At 67.3% G+C, this 23,796-nt stretch carries 25 protein-coding genes; 10 read left to right on the top strand and 15 right to left on the bottom strand.

The annotated features are described in order from the left end of the window. Positions 1–33 precede the first annotated feature (33 nt). Both WG902_RS04215 and WG902_RS04210 read left to right on the top strand, forming a co-directional pair. A complete protein-coding gene (locus tag WG902_RS04215) occupies positions 34–303 on the top strand; it encodes a MoaD/ThiS family protein (RefSeq protein ID WP_340058676.1) in 270 nt (89 codons plus the stop codon). Between the two features lie 3 nt (positions 304–306). Further along, positions 307–1,401 (top strand): WD40/YVTN/BNR-like repeat-containing protein, encoded by a 1,095-nt coding sequence (locus WG902_RS04210; RefSeq protein WP_340058675.1) that lies wholly within the window; start codon positions 307–309, stop codon positions 1,399–1,401. Here the strand turns inward: WG902_RS04210 and WG902_RS04205 are convergent, their stop codons facing one another. The 7 genes from WG902_RS04205 to WG902_RS04175 all read right to left on the bottom strand — a co-directional run bounded on the left by WG902_RS04205 (position 1,402) and on the right by WG902_RS04175 (position 8,607). Beyond that, positions 1,402–2,193 carry an FkbM family methyltransferase gene (locus WG902_RS04205; protein WP_340058674.1) on the bottom strand — a complete coding sequence of 264 codons (792 nt, stop codon included), beginning with the start codon at positions 2,191–2,193 and terminating at the stop codon, positions 1,402–1,404. It lies immediately after the preceding gene. Between the two features lie 19 nt (positions 2,194–2,212). After that, positions 2,213–3,481, bottom strand: a complete 1,269-nt coding sequence (moeA, locus tag WG902_RS04200; RefSeq protein ID WP_340058673.1) for a molybdopterin molybdotransferase MoeA — start codon at positions 3,479–3,481, stop codon at positions 2,213–2,215. After that, complete coding sequence (mobA, locus tag WG902_RS04195) at positions 3,478–4,089, bottom strand: molybdenum cofactor guanylyltransferase MobA (RefSeq protein ID WP_340058672.1); 612 nt, start codon at positions 4,087–4,089, stop codon at positions 3,478–3,480. The genes moeA and mobA overlap by 4 nt, the downstream gene beginning before the upstream one ends. Before the next feature lie 35 nt (positions 4,090–4,124). Then, positions 4,125–5,240 carry a GTP 3',8-cyclase MoaA gene (gene moaA, locus WG902_RS04190; RefSeq protein WP_340058671.1) on the bottom strand — a complete coding sequence of 372 codons (1,116 nt, stop codon included), beginning with the start codon at positions 5,238–5,240 and terminating at the stop codon, positions 4,125–4,127. Positions 5,241–5,422: 182 nt separating this feature from the next. Further along, positions 5,423–6,184, bottom strand: coding sequence for an SDR family oxidoreductase (locus WG902_RS04185; RefSeq protein WP_340058670.1), 762 nt, complete (start codon positions 6,182–6,184; stop codon positions 5,423–5,425). A 25-nt stretch (positions 6,185–6,209) separates the two neighbouring features. Beyond that, the gene (locus WG902_RS04180) at positions 6,210–7,643 is read right to left on the bottom strand and encodes an aldehyde dehydrogenase family protein (protein WP_340058669.1); all 1,434 of its coding nucleotides are present in this window, start codon (positions 7,641–7,643) and stop codon (positions 6,210–6,212) included. A 133-nt stretch (positions 7,644–7,776) separates the two neighbouring features. After that, positions 7,777–8,607 (bottom strand): metal-dependent hydrolase, encoded by an 831-nt coding sequence (locus WG902_RS04175; protein WP_340058668.1) that lies wholly within the window; start codon positions 8,605–8,607, stop codon positions 7,777–7,779. Between the two features lie 56 nt (positions 8,608–8,663). On the opposite strand from WG902_RS04175, the gene WG902_RS04170 reads away from it, so the two are divergent. Then, positions 8,664–9,239, top strand: a complete 576-nt coding sequence (locus WG902_RS04170) for a TetR/AcrR family transcriptional regulator (protein ID WP_340058667.1) — start codon at positions 8,664–8,666, stop codon at positions 9,237–9,239. A gap of 109 nt (positions 9,240–9,348) precedes the next feature. Here the strand turns inward: WG902_RS04170 and WG902_RS04165 are convergent, their stop codons facing one another. After that, on the bottom strand, positions 9,349–11,415 hold the full coding sequence (locus WG902_RS04165; RefSeq protein WP_340058666.1) for a sodium-translocating pyrophosphatase: 2,067 nt from the start codon (positions 11,413–11,415) through the stop codon (positions 9,349–9,351). Between the two features lie 222 nt (positions 11,416–11,637). Here WG902_RS04165 and ppa point away from each other — a divergent pair, with 222 nt between their 5' ends. Beyond that, positions 11,638–12,174 carry an inorganic diphosphatase gene (ppa, locus tag WG902_RS04160; RefSeq protein WP_340058665.1) on the top strand — a complete coding sequence of 179 codons (537 nt, stop codon included), beginning with the start codon at positions 11,638–11,640 and terminating at the stop codon, positions 12,172–12,174. 261 nt (positions 12,175–12,435) lie between these two features. Here ppa and WG902_RS04155 read toward each other — a convergent pair whose 3' ends face one another. Next, positions 12,436–13,596, bottom strand: a complete 1,161-nt coding sequence (locus WG902_RS04155; RefSeq protein WP_340058664.1) for a GNAT family N-acetyltransferase — start codon at positions 13,594–13,596, stop codon at positions 12,436–12,438. Between WG902_RS04155 and WG902_RS04150 the strand changes: the two genes are divergently transcribed. Together WG902_RS04150 and WG902_RS04145 are read left to right on the top strand one after the other, a co-directional pair. Continuing rightward, positions 13,595–15,259 carry an NAD+ synthase gene (locus WG902_RS04150; RefSeq protein WP_340058663.1) on the top strand — a complete coding sequence of 555 codons (1,665 nt, stop codon included), beginning with the start codon at positions 13,595–13,597 and terminating at the stop codon, positions 15,257–15,259. The two genes, WG902_RS04155 and WG902_RS04150, sit on opposite strands and share 2 nt — an antisense overlap. A 14-nt stretch (positions 15,260–15,273) precedes the next feature. Then, the gene (locus tag WG902_RS04145) at positions 15,274–15,612 is read left to right on the top strand and encodes a P-II family nitrogen regulator (protein WP_340058662.1); all 339 of its coding nucleotides are present in this window, start codon (positions 15,274–15,276) and stop codon (positions 15,610–15,612) included. Positions 15,613–15,701: 89 nt separating this feature from the next. Here WG902_RS04145 and WG902_RS04140 read toward each other — a convergent pair whose 3' ends face one another. From WG902_RS04140 to WG902_RS04115, 6 genes are read right to left on the bottom strand one after another with little or no spacing between them, the layout of a single operon-like run. Further along, on the bottom strand, positions 15,702–16,289 hold the full coding sequence (locus WG902_RS04140; RefSeq protein ID WP_340058661.1) for an LOG family protein: 588 nt from the start codon (positions 16,287–16,289) through the stop codon (positions 15,702–15,704). Beyond that, positions 16,286–16,693 carry a diacylglycerol kinase gene (locus WG902_RS04135; protein ID WP_340058660.1) on the bottom strand — a complete coding sequence of 136 codons (408 nt, stop codon included), beginning with the start codon at positions 16,691–16,693 and terminating at the stop codon, positions 16,286–16,288. The genes WG902_RS04140 and WG902_RS04135 overlap by 4 nt, the downstream gene beginning before the upstream one ends. A 50-nt stretch (positions 16,694–16,743) precedes the next feature. Continuing rightward, positions 16,744–17,235 carry an RDD family protein gene (locus WG902_RS04130; RefSeq protein ID WP_340058659.1) on the bottom strand — a complete coding sequence of 164 codons (492 nt, stop codon included), beginning with the start codon at positions 17,233–17,235 and terminating at the stop codon, positions 16,744–16,746. Continuing rightward, the gene (locus WG902_RS04125) at positions 17,232–17,936 is read right to left on the bottom strand and encodes a DUF3106 domain-containing protein (RefSeq protein ID WP_340058658.1); all 705 of its coding nucleotides are present in this window, start codon (positions 17,934–17,936) and stop codon (positions 17,232–17,234) included. The genes WG902_RS04130 and WG902_RS04125 overlap by 4 nt, the downstream gene beginning before the upstream one ends. Positions 17,937–17,952: 16 nt before the next feature. Then, positions 17,953–18,375, bottom strand: a complete 423-nt coding sequence (locus WG902_RS04120; protein ID WP_340058657.1) for a DUF3619 family protein — start codon at positions 18,373–18,375, stop codon at positions 17,953–17,955. Continuing rightward, complete coding sequence (locus tag WG902_RS04115; RefSeq protein ID WP_340058656.1) at positions 18,372–18,938, bottom strand: RNA polymerase sigma factor; 567 nt, start codon at positions 18,936–18,938, stop codon at positions 18,372–18,374. The genes WG902_RS04120 and WG902_RS04115 overlap by 4 nt, the downstream gene beginning before the upstream one ends. A 264-nt stretch (positions 18,939–19,202) precedes the next feature. On the opposite strand from WG902_RS04115, the gene WG902_RS04110 reads away from it, so the two are divergent. The 4 genes from WG902_RS04110 (at position 19,203) to pssA (ending at position 23,700) form a co-directional block, all read left to right on the top strand. Next, a complete protein-coding gene (locus WG902_RS04110) occupies positions 19,203–20,978 on the top strand; it encodes an acetolactate synthase 3 catalytic subunit (RefSeq protein WP_340058655.1) in 1,776 nt (591 codons plus the stop codon). 216 nt (positions 20,979–21,194) lie between these two features. Further along, on the top strand, positions 21,195–21,686 hold the full coding sequence (gene ilvN / locus WG902_RS04105; RefSeq protein ID WP_340058654.1) for an acetolactate synthase small subunit: 492 nt from the start codon (positions 21,195–21,197) through the stop codon (positions 21,684–21,686). Between the two features lie 40 nt (positions 21,687–21,726). Then, on the top strand, positions 21,727–22,743 hold the full coding sequence (gene ilvC / locus WG902_RS04100) for a ketol-acid reductoisomerase (RefSeq protein ID WP_340058653.1): 1,017 nt from the start codon (positions 21,727–21,729) through the stop codon (positions 22,741–22,743). Positions 22,744–22,887: 144 nt separating this feature from the next. Next, a complete protein-coding gene (pssA, locus tag WG902_RS04095; protein WP_340058652.1) occupies positions 22,888–23,700 on the top strand; it encodes a CDP-diacylglycerol--serine O-phosphatidyltransferase in 813 nt (270 codons plus the stop codon). Positions 23,701–23,796: the final 96 nt, after the last annotated feature.

Here is a 23,796-nt window from a genome sequence, read left to right as displayed (position 1 = left end):
CAGGCGGGGATCCAGATCCAAGGAGGTAGACACGTGCCGACCGTCAGCTTCGCCCCGGCACTGACGCGACACGTACCTTGCCCGCCGCAGGAGGTGGCGGCCACCACGGTGGGCGCGGCGCTCGATGCCGCTTTCCTGGCCGCCCCGACGCTGCGACACTACGTACTGGACGAGCAGGGCGGCGTGCGCAAGCATGTGGCGTTGTTCGTCAACGGGGAGATGCTGTTGCGGCCAACTGCCCTGGAACGGCCCCTTGCGGGCGGCGACCACCTGATGGTCATCCAGGCGCTCACCGGAGGTTAGGCGATGGATCTGTTGCAGGTTGCCACCCGCAAGGGACTGTTCGAACTCCGGCGCTCACCCGCGGGCTGGCGGCTGGGCCGGCCGCATTTTGCCGGTGAGCCCGTCACGCAGGTGCTGGCCGATGCGGCCGACGGCATCTGGTATGCCGCCCTGCGCCTCGGCCACTTCGGCGTGAAGTTGAAACGCAGCGCCGACCAGGGCCGCAACTGGCAGGACGTGGCAGCGCCGGCCTTTCCGCCCAAGCCCACCGAAGGGCGGTGGAAGGACGACCCGATGCCGTGGGCGGTGGACCTCGTCTGGAGCCTGGAAGCGGGAGGTGGGCGGCTGTGGGCCGGCTGCCTGCCGGCCGGCCTGTTCGTCTCCGACGATCGCGCAGACAGCTGGCAGCTGGTGGAGTCGCTCTGGGACCGGCCGGAACGCGGCGAATGGTTCGGCGGCGGCTACGACCATCCGGGCATCCATTCGATCGTGGTGGATCCGCGCGACCGCAACCACGTGACGCTGGCCATCTCCTGCGGCGGCGTCTGGCAGACGCGCGATGGCGGCGGCACCTGGGCGAATACGTCGCAAGGCCTGGACGCCGGGGCCTACATGCCGCCGGAGCGTCGCTACGACGGCAACATCCAGGACGTGCATCGCCTGAGCGCCTGCGCTGCGCACCCCGACGCGCTGTGGGTGCAGCATCACGGCGGCATCTTCCGGTCCGGGGACGGCGGCATGCAATGGCAAGCCATCGCCTCGCCGGCACCCAGCGGATTCGGCTTCGCCGTTGCCGCGCATCCCGCGGATGCGCAACGTGCCTGGTTCGCACCCGCGCATTCGGACGCGCAGCGCATGCCGGTGGAGGGCTGCATGGTGGTGACCGAGACGCGCGATGGCGGGGCCAGCTTCGTGACGCACGGCGAGGGCTTGCCGGCGCGCGATGCGTATCACCTGGTGTACCGGCATGCGCTGGTGTGCGCGGACGATGGCCGCACGCTGGCGATGGGGTCCACCACCGGCGGCTTGTGGGTCAGCGAGGATGCGGGTGAAAGGTGGGAGAGCGTGGCACGGGACCTGCCGCCGATCGCGGCGCTGCGGTTCGCGCGGGTCGGCTGATCACGCCGCGGCCATGTAGTAATAGTCGCTGCCGGTGGAAAACTGCCTGCAGAACGCTTCGCGGCTCAGGCCAGGCCCGCTGTCGCGCAGCCAGTCGGCCATGACGAACAAGCGCAGGCCGCAGCGGCCGGCCAGCAGGTCGTACACCTGCTCGGGACGGGTGGCGTAGTAGTCCGCGCCGCCGAGTCCGTGTTCGAAGACGATCACGGGGCGGTGCTTGCGAATCGTCTCGGCCGCGCCCTGGAACACCTGGAGTTCAGCGCCCTCGACATCCACCTTGATGAAGTGGACCGGGACGGCCCCCTGCAGCAAGCCGTCCAGCAACCGGGTCTCCACGCGGATCTCCTCCACCTGCTCGTGGGCACGGTCGTATCGCCTGCGGCGCAAGCCGCTATAGGCGGGATTGCTGACCACGTGCTGGAACGACGTCGTGCCGTCGGCGTCGCTCAGGGCGCAATCGTGGAGATGGACATTGGGCAGGTGGCCGAACTTCTTTCGCAAGCCCGCATACATCGCGGGGAGCGGCTCGAAGGCGAAGTGGGTGCCGCGCGGCGACAGGCGCAGCATCTCCTCGAGCATGCTGCCCTGGTGGCAACCGACATCGACGCAATTCGAGTCTTCGCGCAGGACCCGCTGCATCACCTGCAGCGTCTGGAGGTCGTAGTCGCGGCTCTTGTCCGCCGCATCGGAAGCCGCCGTTCCCGCACCGGCACCGGTGAGCAGGGAGTGCACCTTCCTGGCAAGGGGTTCGAGGGGCGTTCCCACCAACAGCTGCTTGATCCGATCCTTCACGCAGGCTCCATGGCGAATGTCAGATCCCGCCCTCGAACATCATCACATCCACCTCGTCGCCCACCGCGACGTTTCCCTGCGCGTGGTGCAGCACGATCAGCCCGTTCGCCTGCACCATGGAGCTGAGCACGCCCGACCCCTGGTTGCCGGTGGTGCGCACTTCCAGCGCGCCATCGGCGCCGCGCGTGACGATGCCGCGCTGGTATTCCGTGCGTCCCGGTTTCTTGCGCATCGCCTCGCCGCTGCGCGCCTTCAACGGCACCGGCTGCGTGACGCGCGCGCCCATCATGCGCAGCAAGGCGGGCCGCACGAACGCCAGGAACGTCACCATCACGGCCACCGGATTGCCCGGCAGGCCGAACAGCGCGGCGTTGCCGATGCGGCCCACCGCCATCGGCCGGCCGGGCCGCATCGCGATCTTCCAGAAGGCGACGTCGCCCAGCTTTTTCATCATCGCCTTGGTGAAGTCCGCTTCCCCCACGCTCACGCCGCCGCTGGTGATGATGGCGTCGGCGAGCGATGCGGCGTCGTGGAAGGCCCGCTCCAGCAGGGCCGGCTCGTCGCGCACCACGCCGAGATCGATGACCTCGCAGCCCAGGCGCCGCAGCATCCCGTGCACGGTGTAGCGGTTGCTGTCGAACACGGCGCCTTCCCGCCGGGGCTCGCCCAGGCTCAGGATTTCGTCACCGGTCGAGAAATAGGCCACCTTCAGCCGCCGGAAGACGTCGACCTGCGCGATGCCGAGGCTGGCGATCAGTCCGCAGGCCGCGGGGCCGATGCGCTCGCCGGCACGCAGTGCGGGTTGTCCCTCCATCAGGTCTTCGCCCGCGTGACGGCGGTTGTCGCCGGGCTGCAGCAGGCCGGCGGGAATCTCGACGCGGCCATCGGCCAGCGTCTTCGTCAACTCCTGCGGCACGACGGTGTCCAGCCCCGCCGGCATGATGGCGCCGGTCATGATCTTCATGCACTGGCCCGGGCCCACCCGGCCCTGCCATGCCTTGCCGGCCAGCGCGGTTCCCATCACTTGCAGCTGCAGGGCGCCGGCGGCCAGTTGCGCGCCATCGAACGCGTAGCCGTCCATGGCGGAGTTGTCGTGCGGCGGCACGCTGATCGGCGAGACCAGGTCGCCGGCGAGCACGCGGCCGAGCGCGTCGAGCACGCTGACCTGTTCGACTTGCGCGACCGGCGAGACCAGCCGCTCCAGGAAGGCGCCGACCGCATCGGCCGGCAACGCCTGCGGGTCGTAACCCTGCAACTGCGCCGCGATCTCGGCGATCGATGCGCTCACGGCGATTGCTCGAGCTTGTGCAGCTCGGCGAGCGTGTTGGCGTTGAAGAAGGCCGAGGCGTCGTCGCCGGGGCCGTCGAAGGGAACCAGCACGGTGCGATGCTGCGCCGTCCAGGCGTCGATCTTGCGGCCGCCTTCGTGGGTGAAGCGCACCAGGCTTTCCATCAGTTCACGCCGCATCAGCGAGAACACGGGCTGCGCGCGCAACTGGCCGTCCTCTTCGCGCGCGCTTGCCATGGCGATCTCGGCGCCGTCACGCTCCAGTGCTTCGCCCAGCCGCGCGACCAGGTCCTGCGGGAAGAGGGGCGTGTCGCAAGGCACGGTGACCATGTACTCGGTTTCGCAATGCTCCAGGCCGGTCAGGAAGCCGGCGAGCGGTCCCGCATAGTCGGACAGGCTGTCGGGCCACACCGGGATGCCGAACGATTCGTAGGCCGAGAGATTCCGGTTGGCGTTGATCATCACCTCGCCGACTTGCGGGCCGAGCCGCATCAGCGTGTACATCGCCATCGGCATGCCGCGGAAGGTCTGCAGGCCCTTGTCGGCGCCGCCCATGCGCGAGCCGCGGCCGCCGGCGAGGATCACGCCGGTTACGTCGTTCTTGTCCATGCCGGGACTGTAACGCCGAACATTGCCGGCGGCGGCTAGCCGCCGATGTAGCTCATTTCGACGCGGCGGCCGCCGGCTCCGGCGTCGGCGCCGAGCGTCCCGCGCAGCTCGGAATAACGGTCCGTGCGGCCTTGCCAGATGTGCCCGAGCGCCGAGGCGATCTCCGCGTCGCTGGCCCCGCCGCGCAGCAGTTCGCGCAGGTCGTACCCATTGGCCGCGAACAGGCACAGGTACAGCTTGCCTTCGGTGGACAGGCGCGCGCGGTTGCAGTCGCCGCAGAAGGCCTGGGTCACGCTGCTGATGAAGCCGACCTCGCCTTCGCCGTCGGCGTAGCCCCAGCGCTCGGCGGTCTCGCCAGGAGCGGAAGGGTCCAGCTGTACCAGCGGGAAGTGGGCCGCGATGCGCGACCGCACCTCGGCCGAGGGCACGACTTCGTCCATGCGCCAGCCATTGGTCGCGCCGACGTCCATGTATTCGATGAAGCGCAGCACGATGCCGCTGGAGCGGAAGTGGCGCGCCATCGGGACGATCTGGTCCTCGTTGGTGCCGCGCTTGACGACCATGTTGACCTTGATCGGGCCGAGGCCCGCCTCGCGCGCCGCGGCGATGCCTTCGAGCACTTCGGCCACCGGGAAGTCGACGTCGTTCATCTGGCGGAACACGGCGTCGTCCAGGCCGTCCAGGCTGACGGTCACGCGCTGCAGGCCCGCGTCCCTGAGGGCGCGCGCCTTGCGTGCCAGCAGCGAGCCATTGGTGGTGAGCGTCAGCTCGGGCGGCATGCCGTCCACGGTCCGCAGCTGGGCCAGCTGGCCGATCAGGATCTCGATGTTCTTGCGCAGCAGCGGCTCGCCGCCGGTGAGGCGGATCTTGCGCACGCCGTGGGCCAGGAACTGGCGCGCCAGGCGCGTGACTTCCTCGAAGCTCAGCAGGGATGCATGCGGCAGGTATGCATGGTCCTTGTCGAACACCTCCTTGGGCATGCAGTAGCTGCAGCGGAAGTTGCAGCGGTCGGTGACGCTGATGCGCAGGTCCCGCAGTTCGCGCCCCCGCGTGTCCGCCAGCAAGCCGTTGGGCGTGATCGCATCGGCAGGCAGCGCGGCGCGCAGCGCCGTCAGGCGCTGGTCGACCAGCGGGATCACGCGTTCAGCCATGGCTCCATTGTGACGCCAGTGTCTTTTCCGACAAAGTGGCGGGCGAAAGGGGGGAATGCGGACTACCGGACGCAGAAGGCGCAAAAGTGCCGCAGAAGACGCAGAAGAAACCCAAAAATGGTTTTGGACTCCTTTTGCGTCTTCTGCGCAACTTCTGCGCCTTCTGCGTCCGGCTGTTGGGCTTAAACGCAGCGAGCCCCATCCACCTCGATACAGACCCCCGAGATGAAGGCCGCCTCATCGCTGGACAGGTACAAAGCCGCATTGGCGACATCCATCGCTGTCGAAAAGCGACCCAGCGGGATCGTCGCGAGGAATTTCGCACGCCGGGTCTCGTCCACCGGGCCGCCCGCGAACTCGGCGGACAGGCCGGTGTCGGGGTTGAACACCGGGTTGATGCAGTTCACGCGGATGTTGTCCGGCCCGAATTCGGCCGCCAACGACTTGCTGGTGGTGATCACGGCACCCTTGGAACCGTTGTACCAGGTGAGGCCCGGACGCGGCCGCACGCCCGCGGTGGAGGCGATGTTGATGAACACGCCGCCCTTGTTGGCGCGGAAGGCCGGAACCGCGTGGATCGTGGAGAGGTAGATGCTCTTCATGTTGATCGCATAGACGCGGTCGAAGTCCTCCTCGCTCACCTCCAGGGCCGGGCGGTTGCGGTGCGTCCAGCCGGCGTTGTTGACCATCACGTCGAGCTTGCCGTGCCGCTGCACCGCGGTGGCCACGAGCGCCTTGACGTCGGCCGACCTGGTCACGTCGGCGGCGAAGAAGGTCGCGCGGCCGCCTTGCTCGCGGATGGCGGCAGCGACTTTCTCCCCCCGGCCGGCATCGATGTCATTGACGATCACCTGGGCGCCCTCGGCGGCCAGGCGGTGGGCGATGCCCTCGCCGATGCCGCCGCCGGAGCCGGTGACGATGATCGATTTGTCCTTCACTCGCATTCGTTGATCTCCTGGGATGGCCCGTTCAGCCGTGCTTGATTGCAACCGTCTTCAGCGTCGTGAAGCCGTACAGGGCCTCGAAGCCCTTTTCGCGGCCATACCCCGAGGACTTGACGCCGCCGAAGGGCAGCTCCACGCCGCCGCCGGCGCCGTAATTGTTGATGAAGACCTGGCCGCTGCGCACCCGGCGCGCCATGCGCAGCTGGCGGGCGCCGTCGCGCGTCCAGACGCCGGCCACCAGGCCGAACTGCGTGGCATTGGCCAGTTCCACCGCGTGGTCCTCGCCGCGGAAACTCATCGCGGACAGCACCGGGCCGAACACTTCCTCCTGCGCCAGCCGATGCGTGATCGGCACGTCGCGCAGCAGCGTCGGCGCCTGGTAGTAGCCGGTCTGCGGCGCTTCCTCCACCACCTGGCCCTGGGCCATGACGGAGATGCCGGCGTGCTGCGCGTCCGACAGGAAATCCCACACGCGCTGCTGCTGCGTCTGGCGGATCAGCGGCCCGACGTCCAGGTCCATGGCGGCGGGTCCCACGCGCAGGCGCGTGAAGGCCTCGGCCAGGCGCTCCATCAGCGGCTCGTACAGGCTTTCCTCCACCAGCAGGCGCGAGCCGGCAGAGCACGTCTGCCCGGCGTTCTGCACGATGGCGTTGATCACCACCGGCAGCACCTGGTCCACGTCGGCGTCGGCAAAGACGATCTGCGGGCTCTTGCCGCCCAGCTCCAGCGTCACCGGGCAATGGCGTTCCGCCGCCACCTGCTGGATCACGGTACCCACGCGCGGGCTGCCGGTGAAGCTGATGTGGTCGATGCCGGCATGGCGCGCCAGCGCATCGCCCACTTCGTGGCCGTAGCCCGTGACGATGTTGATCGCGCCGGCGGGGAAGCCGACGTCCGCGGCGAGCTGCGCCACCCGGATCAGCGAAAGGCAGGCGTCCTCCGAGGGCTTCACCACGCAGACGTTGCCCGCGGCCAGGGCGCCGCCGACGCTGCGGCCGAAGATCTGCATCGGGTAGTTCCAGGGGATCACGTGGCCGGTGACGCCATGCGGCTCGCGCCACGTGAGCACGGTGTAGCCGTCCTGGTAGGGCAGCGTCTCGCCGTGCAGCTTGTCGCAGGCGCCCGCGTAGAACTCGAAGTAGCGGGCCAGCGCCACCGCGTCGGCGCGGGCCTGCTTGGTGGGCTTGCCGCAATCGCGCTGCTCGATGGCCGCGAGCTCGTCGATGCAGTCGGAGATCTTCAGCGACAGCCGCATCATCAGCCGGCCGCGCTCGGCGGCGCTCAGCTTGCTCCACGGGCCTTCGAAGCACTGGCGCGCTGCTTGCACGGCGCGGTCGATGTCTTCCGGCGTGCCGCGCTGGATGGCGTCGAAGGGTTGGCCGTCCGATGGGTCGATGACCGGCAGCGTGCGCTCGGACGAGGACCGCACGCCGGCGTTGGCGATGTAGTGGAGCTGCATGGGTGAATTGTGCGCCAGACGGGCCGCCTGCCAGAATCCCCGCAGGAAGTCCGCCCATGCGCCCCGCGAGTGCGCCAGCTCGCGCCGCCGGGGTTAGCGGGGGGCGGGGTTCGGCGGCGCGCTCGCCGCCGGCCTACGCGGAGGCGGGCTGTCCGACGGGGACGAAGCTGTCGGCGTGCTCGGCCAGCCAGCGCGCAGAGGCTCCGGAATTCTGCTGGTTGGGGTGGAAGTCGCGCCGGAAGTACTGCCGCCAGGGCGCATAGGTCTCGCGCACCAGGCCGCGCTTGCCGAAGAGGTAAATGAAGGCGCTGTTCCAGGTGCTCCACTTCCACAGCGTGCCGTCCTGGCGCAGGTTCTTCAGCGTCTGGCGCAAGGTTTCCATCAGGAACAGCGTCGTCACCCGCTTCATCCACTTCACCCGCCACTCGTGGCTGCCGTCGAGCGCCTGGTACAGGTCGAATGCCGTGCTCTTGTGCTCCGACTCCTCGGAGCTGTGCCAGAGCCAGAGCGTCGCGAGGCGAGGATCGCTGTCACCCAGCAGGTCCGGGTTGCGCAGCATGAATTCGGCCAGGATCGCGGTGAAGTGTTCATTGGCTGCAGTGATGCCCAGCCAGTGCCGTACGTCGACGCCCTCCAGTTCCTTGAAGCGCGCCAGGTTGCGTGCCTCCCAGTCGTTCACCAGCCCCAGCTTGTCGAGATGTCCGTTGTACAGCGCGTGCAGGCGGCGGTGCGTGGCCTCCTGGCCGATGAACCCCTGGACCTCCGCGCGAAAGCGCTCCTGCTGCTGGGGCGACAGTTCCTTGAAGCCATTGCGCACGGAGTCGATGAAGAACTGCTCACCGGTCGGGAAGCTCATCGACAGCGCATTGAACAAGGCGGTGCGGAAGGCATCCCCGGCGCACCAATGGCGCGCGATGGGTTGCTCCATGTCGACGAGGAGCCGGCGGACGACGAGATCGGTCATGGAGTGAACACTTAAGTGGGATGGCGCGAACTGGTACGCATTGGTACCATGTTCGCATGCAGGACTGGGCCTTGTCAACCACGAGCCGGGAACACCGCAGCCGCCTCTTGCAGGGCATGGCACAGGCCGTGGCCGTGAAAGGCTATGGCGACACGACCATCGCGGACGTGGTGAGCCAGGCAGGTGTGTCCCGTCGCACCTTCTACGAACACTTCAGCGGCAAGGCCGAGTGCCTGGTCGCGCTCTACGAGGCGGCCAGCCATAACGCGCTGCGGGTGCTGCGCGAAGCGATCGATCCCAGCCATGGCTGGGAGCAGCAGGTGGATCGCGCCATCGGGGCCTACCTGCAATGCATGGCCGGCAACCTGGTGCTGATGCGCACGCTGTTCGTCGAGATCCTGGCGTTGGGGCCCGTCGGCTTGGCCGCACGCCGGCGCGTGAACCAAGAGATCGCCGACTACATGGTGGCGGTCGTGAACGCGCCGCACGTCACGCCCGGCCTGGCCATGGCCGTGGTGGGCGGCATCCACGAGCTGGTGCTGCAGGCGATCGAGGACGGCAAGGTGGACGAGTTGCCGGACCTGACGGCGACGGCGGCGGCGCTGGTGAAGGCGATCGCGCGCCGGCCATGAAAAAGGCCCGCTTGCGCGGGCCTGCCTCGTAGGCCGGGTTGCGCAGCGCGCATCCCGGCATGGCGCACCGGACGCCAGGGTCGCTGCGCGAACCCGGCCTACGGAGGCGTCAGCCGTGCAGCTTCACCACCAGCGGCACGATCAGCAGCGCCACGATGTTGATGATCTTGATCAGCGGGTTGATCGCCGGGCCCGCGGTGTCCTTGTACGGATCGCCCACGGTGTCGCCGGTCACGGCTGCCTTGTGCGCCTCGGAGCCCTTGCCGCCGTGGTGGCCGTCTTCGATGTACTTCTTGGCGTTGTCCCAGGCGCCGCCGCCCGTGCACATGGAGATGGCGACGAACAGGCCCGTCACGATGGTTCCCATCAGCAGGCCGCCCAGCGCCTTCGGGCCGAGGATCAGGCCGACCAGGATCGGCACCACCACCGGCAGCAGCGACGGGATCATCATTTCCTTGATGGCCGCCTTGGTCAGCATGTCGACCGCCACGCCGTACTCGGGCTTGGCCGTGCCTTCCATGATGCCCTTGATGTCGCGGAACTGGCGGCGCACTTCCACCACCACGGCGCCGGCGGCGCGGCCCACGGCTTCCATCGCCATCGCACCGAACAGGTAGGGGATCAGGCCGCCGATGAACAGCCCGATGATCACCAGCGGATCCGACAGGTCGAAGCTGATCTGGCGGCCGTAGCTCTCCAGCTTGTGGGTGTAGTCGGCGAACAGCACCAGCGCGGCCAGGCCGGCGGAACCGATCGCATAGCCCTTGGTCACCGCCTTGGTGGTGTTGCCCACCGCGTCCAGCGGGTCGGTGATGTCGCGCACGCTCGCGGGCATGTCCGCCATCTCCGCGATGCCGCCGGCGTTGTCGGTGATCGGCCCATACGCGTCCAGCGCCACGACGATGCCGGCCATCGACAGCATGGCGGTGGCGGCGATGGCAATGCCGTAGAGGCCGGCCAGCCAGTAGGCGGCGTAGATGGCGGCGCAGACGAACAGCACGGGCCAGGCAGTGGAGCGCATCGACACGCCGAGGCCGGCGATGATGTTGGTGCCATGCCCGGTGGTCGAGGCCTGGGCGATGTGCTTGACCGGCGAGTACTGGGTGCCGGTGTAGAACTCGGTGATCCAGACCAGCGCGCCGGTCAGCACCAGGCCCACCGCGCAGGCGCCGAACAGGCGCATCTGGCTGCCGGATTCGACGATCGAATTGTCGGGCATCAGCCACTTCGTGACGAAGAAGAAGGCGATGAGCGACAGCACGCCGGCGATGGCGAGGCCCTTGTAGAGGGCCGGCATCACGTTCTTCATGCCGGGCGAAGCCTTGACGAAGAAGCAGCCGATGATGGAGGCGATGATCGACACGCCGCCCAGGGCCAGCGGATACAGCACCGCGTTCACCGGCGCCGCGGCGACCAGCAGGGCGCCCAGCACCATGGTGGCGATCAGCGTGACCGCATAGGTCTCGAACAGGTCCGCAGCCATGCCGGCGCAGTCACCGACGTTGTCGCCCACGTTGTCGGCGATCACCGCCGGGTTGCGCGGATCGTCCTCGGGGATGCCGGCTTCCACCTTGCCCACCAGGTCGGCGCCGACGTCGGCGCCCTTGGTGAAGATGCCGCCGCCCAGGCGCGCGAAGATCGAGATCAGCGACGAGCCGAAAGCAAAGCCGATCAGCGGGTTCAGCAGGTTGGCGAGCTTGCGGTCCGGCGTGAGGTTGCCGTTGCCGACCAGGAACCAGTAGAACGCCGTCACGCCCAGCAGGCCCAGGCCCACCACCAGCATGCCGGTGATGGCGCCGCCGCGGAACGCGACGTCGAGCGCCGGGCCGATGCCGCGCGTGGCTGCCTGCGCCGTGCGCACGTTGGCGCGGACGGAGACGTTCATGCCGATGAAGCCGCAGGCGCCCGACAGGACCGCGCCGACGATGAAGCCGACGGCCGTCTGGACGTCGAGGAAGATGCCGATGAGGATTGCCAGCACGACGCCGACGATGGCGATGGTGCGGTACTGCCGCGCGAGGTAGGCTGCGGCGCCGGCCTGGATGGCCGCCGCGATTTCCTGCATGCGTGCATTGCCCGCGTCCTGCGAAAGGATCCAGCTGCGGGCCCAGAAGCCGTAGGCTACGGCCGCGAGGCCGCAGACGAGCGCCAGGATCAGCGCCGAGTTGCCAGTCATCTAAGTTTCTCCTGTTGTCTGAGTCTTCGAGGGGGCTGCGAACGCTGCGGTGCCCCCGCTGCGTTGCTTCCTCGTGACTCCCCGACGGGAGACGATTGGCCAACCGGCGGACTATAAGGGCAAAGGCTTTACAGACAAATGACGGCGGCGGGATTGAGGTGCCGCACCAACTAAAATCAGGGTTTTTCCCGATCCTTCCTGTTTCCTTATTAGAACCAAACCATGTCCCTCGACAACGTCCAGCCCGGCAAGAACGTGCCCGATTCGTTCAACGTGATCATCGAGATCCCGATGAACGCCGACCCCGTGAAGTACGAGGTGGACAAGGAGACCGGCGCGATCTTCGTCGACCGCTTCATGAGCACGTCGATGCACTACCCCACCAACTACGGGTACGTGCCCAAGACCATCAGCGGCGACGGCGACCCGGTGGACGTGCTGGTGATCACGCCGGTGCCCCTGATCCCGGGCGTGGTGGTGACTTGCCGGCCGATCGGCATCCTGAAGATGCAGGACGAAGCCGGCGACGACGCCAAGGTGCTGGCGGTGCCGATCGACAAGGTGCTGGGGATCTACACCCAGTGGCAAAAGCCGGAAGACCTGAACCCGGTGCGCCTGAAGACCATTGCGCACTTCTTCGAGCACTACAAGGACCTGGAGCCGGGCAAGTGGGTCAAGGTGCTGGGCTGGGAAGGCGCGGATTCGGCGAGGCAGGAGATCCTGGACGGGATCGAGAACTACAGGAAGCAGCAGGGCTGACCGCACGCCGGGGTCGCTACCGCGAACCCGGCCTACGGGTGTCGCCGCCATGCGTGACGATGCCGGAACGGCGCTCATGTGACGGTGCGGGAACGGCGCTCATGTGACGGTGCGGGAACGGCGCTCATGTGACGGTGCGGGAACGGCGCTCATGTGACGGTGCGGGAACGGCGCTCATGTGACGATGCCGGAACGGCGCTCCTATGTGACTGCCGGAATGGCGCTCATCGTAGGCCGGGTTGCGCAAAGCGCACCCCGGCGTTACGTGGGATGCCGGAACGGCGAGCGCTCGTCCAGGTGCTCCATGTACGCCTCGATTCCCTTGTCCTCGCGCGCCAGAAACTTCTCCACGGCATCGGCGAAGGCCGGATGCGCCAGCCAGTGCGCGCTGGTCGTCTTCACCGGCATCAGCGCGCGCGCCATCTTGTGCTCGCCCTGCGCGCCGCCCTCGAAGCGCTGGTAACCATTGGCGATGCACCACGCCAGCGGCTGGTAATAGCAGGCCTCGAAGTGCAGGCAATCCACGCGCTCGAGCGCGCCCCAATACCGGCCATAGGCCACGCCATCACCGATCCCGATCAGGCTGCTGGCGATGGGCGCGCCCTCGCGCTCCGCGACGAACAGCAGCCAGTTCTCCGGCATCGCCGCCGCCATGCGCCGGAAGAAGTCCCGCGTGAGGTAGGGCGCGTTGCCATGCTCGAGATAAGTTCGCTCGTAGCAGCGGTAGAAGAAATCCCAGTCGGCCTGCGTGATCGCGGCACCCTCGGCGTGGCGGAAGCTCACGCCGGCGTCGGCCACCTTGCGCCGCTCCTGCCGGATCTTCTTGCGCTTTTCCTGCGTCAGGCTGGCCAGGAAGGCATCAAAGTCCGGCCAGCCGTCGTTCAGCCAATGGAACTGCACGGTGTGCCGCAGCATCAGGCCGGCCTCGTCGCACGCGGCTACGTCGTCGTCATTGGCAAACAGCAGGTGGAAGGAGGACACCTTCTTCTTCATGCACCACGCACGAACCTCCTGCACCAGCGCGAGGCGGGCGGCCGCATCGACGGCCAGCAGCCGCGGCCCCGGAACGGGCGTGTAGGGAACAGCGGTGAGCGCCTTCGGGTAGTAGCGCTCGCCGTGCTGCTCGTAGGCATTGGCCCAGGCCCAGTCGAACACGTACTCGCCGTAAGAGTGGCTCTTCAGGTACAGCGGGCAGGCGGCATGCAGTTCGCCGTCGCGCCAGAGCGTGACGAAGTGCGGATCCCATCCCGTCCTGGCGTCGGCGCTGCCGCTCGCATGCATGGCATCGAGGTACTCGTGCCGCATGAAGGGCGAGCCGCCCGCCTTTGCCAGCAGCGCATTCCAGGCCGGCGCGTCCGCTTCGGACGGCGTCCGCAGCACCCGGGTGACATAATCGTTTGAGCTCGATTGCACGACTGACATGGCACTCACTATCTGTACGGCCCAACTCAACGTCACGGTCGGTGACATGCAGGGGAACGCGCAAAAGATCATCGCGGCGGCGCGCACCGCCTACGAGCGGGGCGCCCGCCTGGTGCTCACCCCCGAACTTTCCATCTGCGGCTATCCCGCCGAGGACCTGTTGTTGCGGCCGGCCTTCATTGCCGCCTGCGATGATGCCGTGAAAACGGTGGCCCGCGAGCTCGCGGGGTTGAAGGGACTGCACGTCGTGGTGGGTCATCCGCACGGCACGGCCATCCGCGGCAAGTCGGTCCAGGTGCAGCAGCGCTACAACGCGGCCAGCGTTCTGTGCGATGGGAAGGTGCTGGAAACCTACGCCAAGCGCGAGCTGCCCAACTACCAGGTGTTCGACGAGTACCGCTACTTCACGCGCGGGCAGGGCACCTGCGTGTTCCAGGTGGAGGGCATCAGCGTCGGCCTGCTGATCTGCGAGGACGCGTGGTTCGCCGAGCCCGCGCAGCTGGCGCGCGCCTCGGGCGCGCAGTTGCTGGTGGTGCCGAACGCCTCGCCCTTCCATGCGGGCAAGAGCGGCGAACGCATGGCCCGCATGGCGGACCGCGCCCAGGACATCGACCTGCCGCTGGTGTATGCGCACCTGGTGGGCGGCCAGGACGAAGTCATCTTCGACGGCGCCTCCTTCGCGGTCAATGCCGACGGCAGCCTGGCGGCGATGGCGCCGGCCTTCGTCGAGGACCTGTTCTACGTGCAGGCGGAAGCGGGCGACAAGGGCGTGACCTTGTCCGGCCCCAAGGCGAACCAGCCGGATGGCGACGCCGAGTTGTGGCACGCGCTGGTGCTGGGCGTTCGCGACTACATCGGCAAGAACGGCTTTCCCGGCGTGCTGCTCGGTTTGTCCGGGGGCATCGACTCGGCGCTGGTGATGGCGATTGCCGTCGATGCCCTGGGCGCCGACAAGGTGCGCGCCGTGATGATGCCGTCCCCGTACACGGCAAGCATCTCGTGGATCGACGCGGCGGAGATGTCGAAGCGCATGAACGTGCGGTACGACGAGATTTCCATCAAGCCGATGTTCGAGTCCTTCCTGCAGTCGCTGTCCAAGGAATTCGCCGGGCGGCCCGAGGACACGACGGAGGAAAACATCCAGGCACGCATCCGCGGCGTGCTGCTGATGGCGCTGTCCAACAAGTTCGGCAGCATCGTGGTCACCACCGGCAACAAGAGCGAGATGGCCACCGGCTATTGCACGCTGTACGGCGACATGGCGGGCGGCTTCGCGGTGCTCAAGGACGTGCTCAAGACCGTGGTGTTTCGCTTGGCGCGCTGGCGCAACGCCAACGACCCCTACGGCACCTGTGCCAACCCGATCCCCGAACGCATCATCACGCGCCCGCCGAGCGCCGAACTGCGCGCAGACCAGACAGACCAGGACAGCCTGCCGCCGTACGAAATCCTGGACGGAATTCTTTCGCGCTACATGGAGAACGACGTGGGCGTGGAGGACATCGTGGCGGAGGGCTATGACCGCGCCACGGTGGAGCGGGTGGCGCGGCTGGTGCGGATCAACGAATACAAGCGGCGGCAGTCGCCGGTGGGCATCCGGGTCACGCACCGGGGCTTCGGGAAAGATTGGCGCTATCCTATTACCAGCAAGTTCAAGTTCTGAAACGAGATACGCCCATGAAACAGATCACCGCCATCGTCAAACCGTTCAAGCTGGAGGAGGTCCGCGAAGCCCTCGCGGAATGCGGTGTGACGGGATTGACGGTCACCGAAGTCAAGGGCTTCGGCCGCCAGAAGGGCCATACGGAGCTCTATCGCGGCGCCGAGTACGTCGTCGACTTCCTGCCGAAGGTGAAGGTGGAAGTGGTGGTGAAGGACGACGACGTCGACCGCTGTGTCGACGCCATCATCAAGGCCGCGCGCACCGGCAAGATCGGCGACGGCAAGATCTTCATCACCACCGTGGAACGCATCGTGCGCATCCGCACCGGCGAACTGGACGAGTCTGCGGTCTGACGCGCGGCGGGGTTCGGCTGCGCGCTCACCGCCGCCCTACGAACGCCCGGCGAACCCCGCAGGCCAGTGGCGAGCGCAGCGAACCCCGGTCATATTTGCGAGATGTCCACCGGCCTCGCCTCGTAGCCGGCGGCGAGCACCAGCCGTGGCAGCAACTCCGCCGGGTCGTCGCCCACCGTCAGCAAGTCCGTCTGCGTGGTGTTCATGAACCCATGGCTGACGCCTTGCTCCAAAAACTGTAGCAAGGTGGAGTAGTAGCCGTCCTGGTTCAGCAAGCCCACCGGCTTGTGGTGGAAGCCCAGCATCCGCCAGCTCCACACCTCGAAGAGTTCCTCGAAAGTGCCGATGCCCCCGGGCAGCGCCAGGAAGGCGTCCGCGCGCTCCGCCATCATCGACTTGCGCTGGTGCATGTTGTCGACGACGTGCAGCTCGGTGCAATCGCGCTTGGCCCATTCGCGTTCCACCATCGAATGCGGAATGATGCCCACCACGCGGGCGCCCGCGGCCAGCGCCGCGTCCGCCAGCACCCCCATCAGGCCGTTGTTGCCGCCGCCGTAAACCAGCTGGCCGCCCTGCTGTCCGATCCAGCGGCCCACCTGCGCGGCGGTTTGCGCGAAGCGCGGGTCCTTGCCCGGGCGTGAACCGCAGTACACGCACAGCGAGAAGTTCGGCTTCATGCGAAGAACAGCTGGTGCAATGCCGCGAGCCAGATTCCGGCGGCAATCAGCAACGACAGCAGCACGGCGGCACTGCCCATGTCCTTGGCGCGCTTGGAAAGATCATGGCGCTCCAGGCCGATGCGGTCGATCGCGCTTTCGACGGCGGTGTTGAGCAGTTCCACGATCAGCACCAGCAGCACCGAGCCTGCGAGGAGCGCCACCTCGACCCAGCTGCGGCCGATCCAGAAGGCCAGCGGCGCCATCACGAAGGCCAGGCAGGCCTCCAGCCGGAAAGCCGCTTCCGCCCAGCCGGCCCGCAGCCCCGCCAGCGAATAGCCGGTGGCATGCCACATGCGGTTGAAGCCGGTGCGGCGCTTTTGCGGGTTGACGAGGTCGGCGAAGGTGTCGTCGCGGGTGGACATGCGGCGATTGTCGCCCAGGGTAAGGACAGGAGCCTGCGCGGCAGGCAGACCTAGCCCGCGTCGACGAGTCTGGTGCCGGCCCACGCGTCGTGCCAGAACTGCCGCTGCGGGTGAAACCGGCTCAGGAGCGCCCAGAAGGCTACCCACCCGGCCGCGACGACAGCGAGCTCACGCAGGTTGAACCGGCCGGCTGCATACGCGGCCAACGGCGCGGCGAACCACATCGAGCAGTACACGTAGCGCAGCAGCGCGCGGCCCTGCGTCGGCCGGCGTCCGTGGCGGTCGACGATGGCGATGCGCCACGTCTTCATGGGCAGGGTCTGTCCCTTGCTCCACAGGTAGGAGAAATACACCGCGAACACCAGCACCAGGAACCCTTGCAGCAGCCAGCGCCGTGCATCCATGGCATTGCGCATGTCCACGGCCACCGAGAAGACCAGTGCGGCGATGAGGCCGATGGCGAACAGCAGGAAGGCCTCGTACAGCCACGACGCCATGCGGCGCCGCAGGCTGGGCGCGGCCAGGGAAACGGGCGCGGTCAAGGGGCGTCGGGCAGGGTGCCGGGTCGCGGCAGCAGCGTATTGCGGTCCACCTGGCCGGGCGGCATGACCGCCAGCCGGCCGCTGTCGGGCCGCTTCCTGGGGGGAACGCGCGCCAGGTCCCGCTTCGGGGCGGGTTGCACGGCGGGCGCGGTCACCGGCGGTGGCGGCCGGGCGGCCGTGGCGCCGGCGGCCAGCCTGCGCTTTTCCTCGGGCGGGAGGGCCTGGTAGGCCTCCCACTTCGCGCGCTTGTCCACCGCGTCCACCTGCTGCGATTCGGCGAAATTCAGGCGGGCCTGGGTGCGCTGCTGGGGCGACAGGGTGGCCCACTCGGTCATGCGGGAGCGCAGCCGGGCCTGCTCCGCCGGCGGCAGGGCGGTGTAGTTGGACGACAGGGCCAGCCACTTGCGCTTGTGCGCCTCGCTCAGCGAGCGCCAGGAGGCGCCCAGCGGCGACAGGGCCTGTTGCTGCTGGGGCGTGAGTTCGGCCCAGGGCAGCGGCTCGCTGCGCTGGTACGGGGCGAGGCGAACCGGAGGCGGCCGCCTGTCGGCCTGGCCGGACACGGACGGCGCCACCACCGGCCCCTCCGACGGGCCTTGTCCCTGGGCGGGGCCCAAAGGCGGCGCCACCACCACCTGCGCCCACGCCGTGGCGGCGGCCAGCAGCAAGCTGGCCAGGGCGAGGAGGGTGCGCACTGGGGTCATGGCCGGGCCCGGGGGGCTATTCCGTCCGGCCGGAGGACTTGAGGTACTGCACGAAGCCAGGGTCGGCGTACGCGGCAGGAGGCAAGTCGTCCGTCAGCAGGGCGGCATCGACCTCGGCCAGTTCGCTGGCGCGGCGATCGGTCTGGATGCTGTGGATCAGCACCAGCCCCGCGGCCAGCACGATGAGGGGCAGCGCGGAGGCGATGCGATTGAACCAGCTGCGTTCGTCGCCGCCCAATGCAAGCGTGGCGGCCGCGCCACGGCCCACGACCACGGGGGCCCGGGCCGGCGTGCTGCGCAGCGCGAGCGCGCGCATGCGGGCCGCGCGCAGGCGCTCCCGGGTTTCGTACGGCATCTCTTCGGCGCCTGCCGACAGGCGCATGGCGACGGCCCGGCCGAACTGGTCGGCCTGTCGCTGGGCGCGCTGCGTTGTGGTCATAGTTCGATTCCCTTTGCCTTCAGTGCCTTGCTGAGGGCCTGGACGGCTCTGGAGCAGTGGGTTTTCACACTGCCTTCCGAGCAGCCCATGGCCGCCGCCGTTTCAGCGACGTCCATCTCCTCCCAGTAACGCATCAAAAACGCTTCGCGTTGACGAGCCGGCAATTCCTGGATCTCGACTTCGATCTCCCGGAACACCTGCGCGCGCCGGGTGACGTCCTCCGCGCTCTCGACTTTCTGTGACTCGTCCGGAGATTGATAAGTTTCCAGCAGGTCGAAATCCCCGTCTTCCGAGGCGGATTCGAAATCGCTGAGGTTGGAAAAGAGCGCATTGCGCGTCTTCTGCCGCCGGAACCAGTCGAGCGTGCAGTTCGACAGGATCCGCTGGAACAGCATGGGGAGCTCGTTCGGCGGCTTGTCCGCGTAGTGCTCGGCCAGCTTCATCATGCTGTCCTGCACGATATCCAGGGCCGACTCCTCTTCGCGAACGTGATAGATGGTGCGCTTGAAGGCGCGTTTCTCGACGCCTTGGAGGAAGTCGGAGAGTTCGCGTTCGGTGGCCAAGAGTCCGTGGAAGTGGTTTTTATGTATCGCGTGCGGGCCGCGGCGGCCCGACTGGACAGCTCGAAATTATGGCATTGCCCGCCGGCCGTCCGGGCACTGTTCTGTTGCAGTGCGATAATGCGGCTGCAAGTCAACGGCAAACGAGCCCGGATCCGGCGTGCGAAGCGCGCGCCCATGGCCCGGAGTTCTAAGTCCCGACGCAGCCTCACGAGGGCGGGCGAAGGGGCACCCCAAGGTTCGAAGTCGAATCCCGAAAGGTTCATCATGGAAATCTCCCGCACGGAGCTCAGCTCCGCGGCCGCCGCGCAGGCCGGCCCATCGCAAGACCTTCGAGGCGCCGAAATCCTCGTCAAGGCCCTCCAGGCCGAGAGCGTGAAGTACGTCTGGGGCTACCCGGGCGGCGCGGTGCTGCACATCTACGACGCGTTCTACAAGCAGGACACCATCCAGCACGTGCTGGTGCGCCACGAGCAGGCCGCGGTGCACGCCGCCGACGGCTATGCCCGCGCCACCGGCGACGTCGGCGTGGCCCTGGTCACCTCGGGTCCGGGCGTGACCAACGCGGTCACCGGCATTGCCACGGCGTACATGGACAGCATCCCGATGGTGATCATCACCGGGCAGGTGCCCACTGCGGCCATCGGCCTGGATGCGTTCCAGGAATGCGACACCGTGGGCATCACCCGGCCGATCGTCAAGCACAACTTCCTGGTGAAGGACGTGCGCGACATCGCGATGACCATGAAGAAGGCCTTCCACATCGCCCGCAGCGGCCGCCCCGGCCCGGTGGTGGTGGACATCCCGAAGGATGTCTCCTTCAACAAGGCGACCTATACCGGCTACCCGGACAAGGTGGAGATGCGCTCGTACAACCCGGTGCGCAAGGGCCACAGCGGCCAGATCCGCAAGGCGCTGCAACTGCTGCTGGCGGCCAAGCGGCCGTACATCTATTCCGGCGGCGGCGTGATCCTGGGCAACGCGAGCGAGGAACTGCGCACGCTGGCCAACCTGCTCGGCTACCCCTGCACCAACACGCTGATGGGGCTGGGCGCGATCTCCGGCACCGATCCCAAGTTCCTGGGCATGCTGGGCATGCACGGCACCATTGAGGCCAACAACGCGATGCAGAACTGCGACGTTCTGCTGGCCATCGGCGCGCGCTTCGACGACCGGGTGATCGGCAACCCCAAGCACTTCGGCTCCACCGACCGCAAGATCATCCACATCGACGTCGACCCCTCCAGCATCTCCAAGCGGGTCAGGGTCGACATCCCGATCGTCGGCGACGTGAAGGAAGTGCTCATCGAACTGCTCGCGCAGATCCGCGAATCCGGCCTGAAGCCCGACGCCGCGGCGCTGGGCGGCTGGTGGGAGACCATCGAGAACTGGCGCAAGAAGGATTGCCTGCGCTACGACCGCGCCAATCGCGAAGTGATCAAGCCGCAGCACGTGATCGAGACGCTGTGGAACATGACCAAGGACGTCGAGACCTACATCACGTCCGACGTCGGCCAGCACCAGATGTGGGCCGCGCAGTTCTACAAGTTCCAGGAGCCGCGCCGCTGGATCAACTCGGGCGGCCTCGGCACCATGGGCGTGGGCATCCCGTACGCCATGGGCATCAAGCTGGCCAAGCCGGATGCCGAGGTGTACTGCATCACCGGCGAGGGCTCGGTGCAGATGTGCATCCAGGAACTCTCGACCTGCTTCCAGTACAAGACGCCGATCAAGATCGTCTCGCTGAACAACCGCTACCTGGGCATGGTGCGGCAGTGGCAGCAGCTCGATTACGAAGGCCGCTACAGCCATAGCTACATGGACGCGCTGCCGGACTTCGTCAAGCTGGCCGAGGCCTATGGCCACGTGGGCATGCTGATCGAGCGGCCGGAGGACGTGGAGCCGGCGCTGCGCGAGGCGCGCAAGCTGAAGGACCGGACGGTGTTCATGGACTTCCGCACCGACCCGACCGAAAACGTCTGGCCGATGGTGAAGGCGGGGCAGGGCATCACGGAGATGCTGCTCGGGTCCGAGGATCTCTAAGGCCAAACCCAACAACCGGACGCAGAAGTCGCAGAAGTCACGCAGAAGACGCGAAAAAGACAAAGAGAAAATTCTTCAGGTTTCTTCTGCGTCTTCTGCGTAACTTCCGCGCCTTCTGCGTCCGGTAATCCGATCCCGAATTAGACGAATCTATTGCCCGCCAAGCCTGCCGCTTACCGGCTGCAGGGGAGGGCGGCGAAAAGAGGAATCAGGAACATGAAACACATCATTGCCGTGCTGCTCGAAAACGAGCCCGGCGCACTCTCCCGCGTCGTCGGCCTGTTCTCGGCGCGCGGCTACAACATCGAGTCGCTCACCGTGGCGCCGACGGAGGACCCCTCCCTTTCGCGCATGACGATCCAGACCGCGGGCTCCGACGAGGTGATCGAGCAGATCACCAAGCACCTGAACCGCCTGATCGAGGTGGTCAAGGTGGTCGACCTCACCGAAGGCAGCTACACCGAGCGCGAACTCATGATGGTCAAGGTGCGCGCGGTGGGCAAGGAGCGCGAGGAGATGAAGCGCATGGCCGACATCTTCCGCGGCCGCATCATCGACGTGACCGAGAAGAGCTACACCATCGAGCTCACCGGCGACCAGACCAAGAACGACGCTTTCCTGGTCGCCATCGACCGCAGCGCCATCCTGGAGACGGTGCGCACCGGCGCCAGCGGCATCGGCCGCGGCGAGCGCATATTGCGCGCCTGACCCACCCATCACCCCCCAACGATTTTTTCTGGAGAGACTCATGAAGGTTTATTACGACAAGGACTGTGACCTGAGCCTGATCAAGGGCAAGACGGTCGCCATCATCGGTTACGGCTCGCAAGGCCATGCGCACGCGCAGAACCTCAACGACAGCGGCGTCAAGGTCGTCGTCGGCCTGCGCAAGGGCGGCGCGAGCTGGTCCAAGGTGGAGAAGGCCGGCCTGAAGGTCGCCGAAGTCGCGGACGCCGTGAAGTCCGCCGATGTCGTGATGATGCTGCTGCCCGACGAGCAGATCGCCACCGTGTACAAGAACGACGTGGAGCCGAACATGAAGCAGGGCGCCTCGATCGCCTTCGCCCACGGCTTCAACGTGCACTACGGCCAGGTCGTGCCGCGCGCCGACCTCGACGTGTGGATGGTCGCCCCCAAGGCCCCGGGCCACACCGTGCGCAGCACCTACACCCAGGGCGGCGGCGTGCCGCACCTGGTCGCGGTGAGCGCGGACAAGTCCGGCAAGGCGCGTGACCTGGCGCTGTCGTACGCGATGGCCAACGGCGGCGGCAAGGCCGGCATCATCGAGACCAACTTCCGCGAAGAAACCGAGACCGACCTGTTCGGCGAGCAGGCCGTGCTGTGCGGCGGCACCGTGGAGCTGATCAAGGCCGGCTACGAGACGCTGGTGGAAGCCGGCTACGCGCCCGAGATGGCGTACTTCGAGTGCCTGCACGAGCTCAAGCTGATCGTCGACCTGATCTACGAAGGCGGCATCGCCAACATGAACTACTCGATCTCCAACAACGCGGAGTACGGCGAGTACGTGACGGGCCCGCGCATCATCACCGACGAGACCAGGAAGGTGATGAAGCAGGTGCTCAAGGACATCCAGACCGGCGAGTACGCCAAGAGCTTCATCATCGAGAACCGCGCCGGCGCGCCCACGCTGCAGTCGCGCCGCCGCCTGAACGCGGAAAGCTCGATCGAGGTGGTCGGCGAGCAGCTGCGCGCCATGATGCCCTGGATCAAGAAGAACAAGCTGGTCGACCAGACCCGGAACTGACGTTCGCGCGGCGCGCAGCGCCGGAGCAACGTCATCCCCGCGCAGGCGGGGATCCAGAGAACGCCCGCAGCTGCGGGCGTTTCTTTTGGGAGCCCTGGGCCCCCGCCTTCGCGGGGGTGACGGAGAGGGAATTACACTCCTCCCATGCACGACGGACACGACGACGAACACCTGGGCGATGGGTTGGTGGTGCGCAAGCGCCGCAAGGGCATCTACATCCTGCCCAACCTGTTCACGCTCGCCGCGTTGTTCGGGGGCTTCTACGCCGTCGTAATGGCCATGAACGGCCGCTTCGACCTGGCGGCCGCGGGCGTGTTCTGCGCCATGGTGCTCGACAGCCTGGACGGGCGCGTCGCGCGCATGACCAATACCCAGAGCGCCTTCGGCGAGCAGATGGACTCGCTGTCGGACATGGTGTCGTTCGGCGCCGCACCCGCGCTGATCGCCTATGAATGGGCGCTCAAGGGATTGGGCCGCTGGGGCTGGATCGCGGCCTTCGTCTACTGCGCCTGCGCCGCGCTGCGGCTGGCCCGCTTCAACGTCAACACCGCCGTGGTCGACAAGCGCTTCTTCCAGGGCCTGCCTTCGCCCGCCGCCGCGGCGCTGGCCACCGGCTTCATCTGGATCATGACGGACTACGGCGTCAAGCCGTACGACGTGGCCTGGGTCATGTTCGGCGTGGCGCTGTACTCGGGGCTGACGATGGTGACCAACGTGCCCTTCTACAGCTTCAAGGACATCAGCATGAAGAAGAGCGTGCCCTTCGCCGTGATCGTGCTGATCGCTCTGGGCATCGCCATCATCAACATCGACCCGCCGGTCGTGCTGTTCTCGATCTTCGTCGTCTATGGGCTGTCCGGCTACGTCCTGTATTTCTGGCGCAAGGCCCGCGGCCAGCGCGCCAGCGTGATCAGCACGTCGACGGACGAGCCGGAAGAAAGCGGCCTGCACCGCTGAAATGGTCTTGTGCTACATTGACGCCATGAACCGCATTGCGCTGGCCCTACTACTCATCCCCCACGGGCGGAGACGGTAGCGCGCGCGCATTTTCCG

The organism is Ramlibacter sp. PS3R-8, from assembly GCF_037572435.1.
GTDB lineage: Bacteria > Pseudomonadota > Gammaproteobacteria > Burkholderiales > Burkholderiaceae_C > Ramlibacter.
This window is presented reverse-complemented; position numbering and strand designations above follow the sequence as displayed.

What these genes read in the sequence shown, in the direction of transcription:
- WG902_RS04170 (WP_340058667.1), top strand. Translation starts at nt 8,664, where the DNA reads ATGCAGGACTGGGCCTTGTCAACCACGAGCCGGGAACACCGCAGCCGC.
- pssA (WP_340058652.1), top strand. Translation starts at nt 22,888, where the DNA reads ATGCACGACGGACACGACGACGAACACCTGGGCGATGGGTTGGTGGTG.
- WG902_RS04120 (WP_340058657.1), bottom strand. Translation starts at nt 18,375, where the DNA reads ATGACCACAACGCAGCGCGCCCAGCGACAGGCCGACCAGTTCGGCCGG.
- ppa (WP_340058665.1), top strand. Translation starts at nt 11,638, where the DNA reads ATGTCCCTCGACAACGTCCAGCCCGGCAAGAACGTGCCCGATTCGTTC.
- WG902_RS04165 (WP_340058666.1), bottom strand. Translation starts at nt 11,415, where the DNA reads ATGACTGGCAACTCGGCGCTGATCCTGGCGCTCGTCTGCGGCCTCGCG.
- WG902_RS04155 (WP_340058664.1), bottom strand. Translation starts at nt 13,596, where the DNA reads ATGTCAGTCGTGCAATCGAGCTCAAACGATTATGTCACCCGGGTGCTG.
- WG902_RS04175 (WP_340058668.1), bottom strand. Translation starts at nt 8,607, where the DNA reads ATGACCGATCTCGTCGTCCGCCGGCTCCTCGTCGACATGGAGCAACCC.
- WG902_RS04150 (WP_340058663.1), top strand. Translation starts at nt 13,595, where the DNA reads ATGGCACTCACTATCTGTACGGCCCAACTCAACGTCACGGTCGGTGAC.
- WG902_RS04180 (WP_340058669.1), bottom strand. Translation starts at nt 7,643, where the DNA reads ATGCAGCTCCACTACATCGCCAACGCCGGCGTGCGGTCCTCGTCCGAG.
- WG902_RS04185 (WP_340058670.1), bottom strand. Translation starts at nt 6,184, where the DNA reads ATGCGAGTGAAGGACAAATCGATCATCGTCACCGGCTCCGGCGGCGGC.
- WG902_RS04125 (WP_340058658.1), bottom strand. Translation starts at nt 17,936, where the DNA reads ATGACCCCAGTGCGCACCCTCCTCGCCCTGGCCAGCTTGCTGCTGGCC.
- WG902_RS04110 (WP_340058655.1), top strand. Translation starts at nt 19,203, where the DNA reads ATGGAAATCTCCCGCACGGAGCTCAGCTCCGCGGCCGCCGCGCAGGCC.
- moaA (WP_340058671.1), bottom strand. Translation starts at nt 5,240, where the DNA reads ATGGCTGAACGCGTGATCCCGCTGGTCGACCAGCGCCTGACGGCGCTG.
- ilvC (WP_340058653.1), top strand. Translation starts at nt 21,727, where the DNA reads ATGAAGGTTTATTACGACAAGGACTGTGACCTGAGCCTGATCAAGGGC.
- ilvN (WP_340058654.1), top strand. Translation starts at nt 21,195, where the DNA reads ATGAAACACATCATTGCCGTGCTGCTCGAAAACGAGCCCGGCGCACTC.
- WG902_RS04140 (WP_340058661.1), bottom strand. Translation starts at nt 16,289, where the DNA reads ATGAAGCCGAACTTCTCGCTGTGCGTGTACTGCGGTTCACGCCCGGGC.
- WG902_RS04135 (WP_340058660.1), bottom strand. Translation starts at nt 16,693, where the DNA reads ATGTCCACCCGCGACGACACCTTCGCCGACCTCGTCAACCCGCAAAAG.
- WG902_RS04210 (WP_340058675.1), top strand. Translation starts at nt 307, where the DNA reads ATGGATCTGTTGCAGGTTGCCACCCGCAAGGGACTGTTCGAACTCCGG.
- WG902_RS04145 (WP_340058662.1), top strand. Translation starts at nt 15,274, where the DNA reads ATGAAACAGATCACCGCCATCGTCAAACCGTTCAAGCTGGAGGAGGTC.
- mobA (WP_340058672.1), bottom strand. Translation starts at nt 4,089, where the DNA reads ATGGACAAGAACGACGTAACCGGCGTGATCCTCGCCGGCGGCCGCGGC.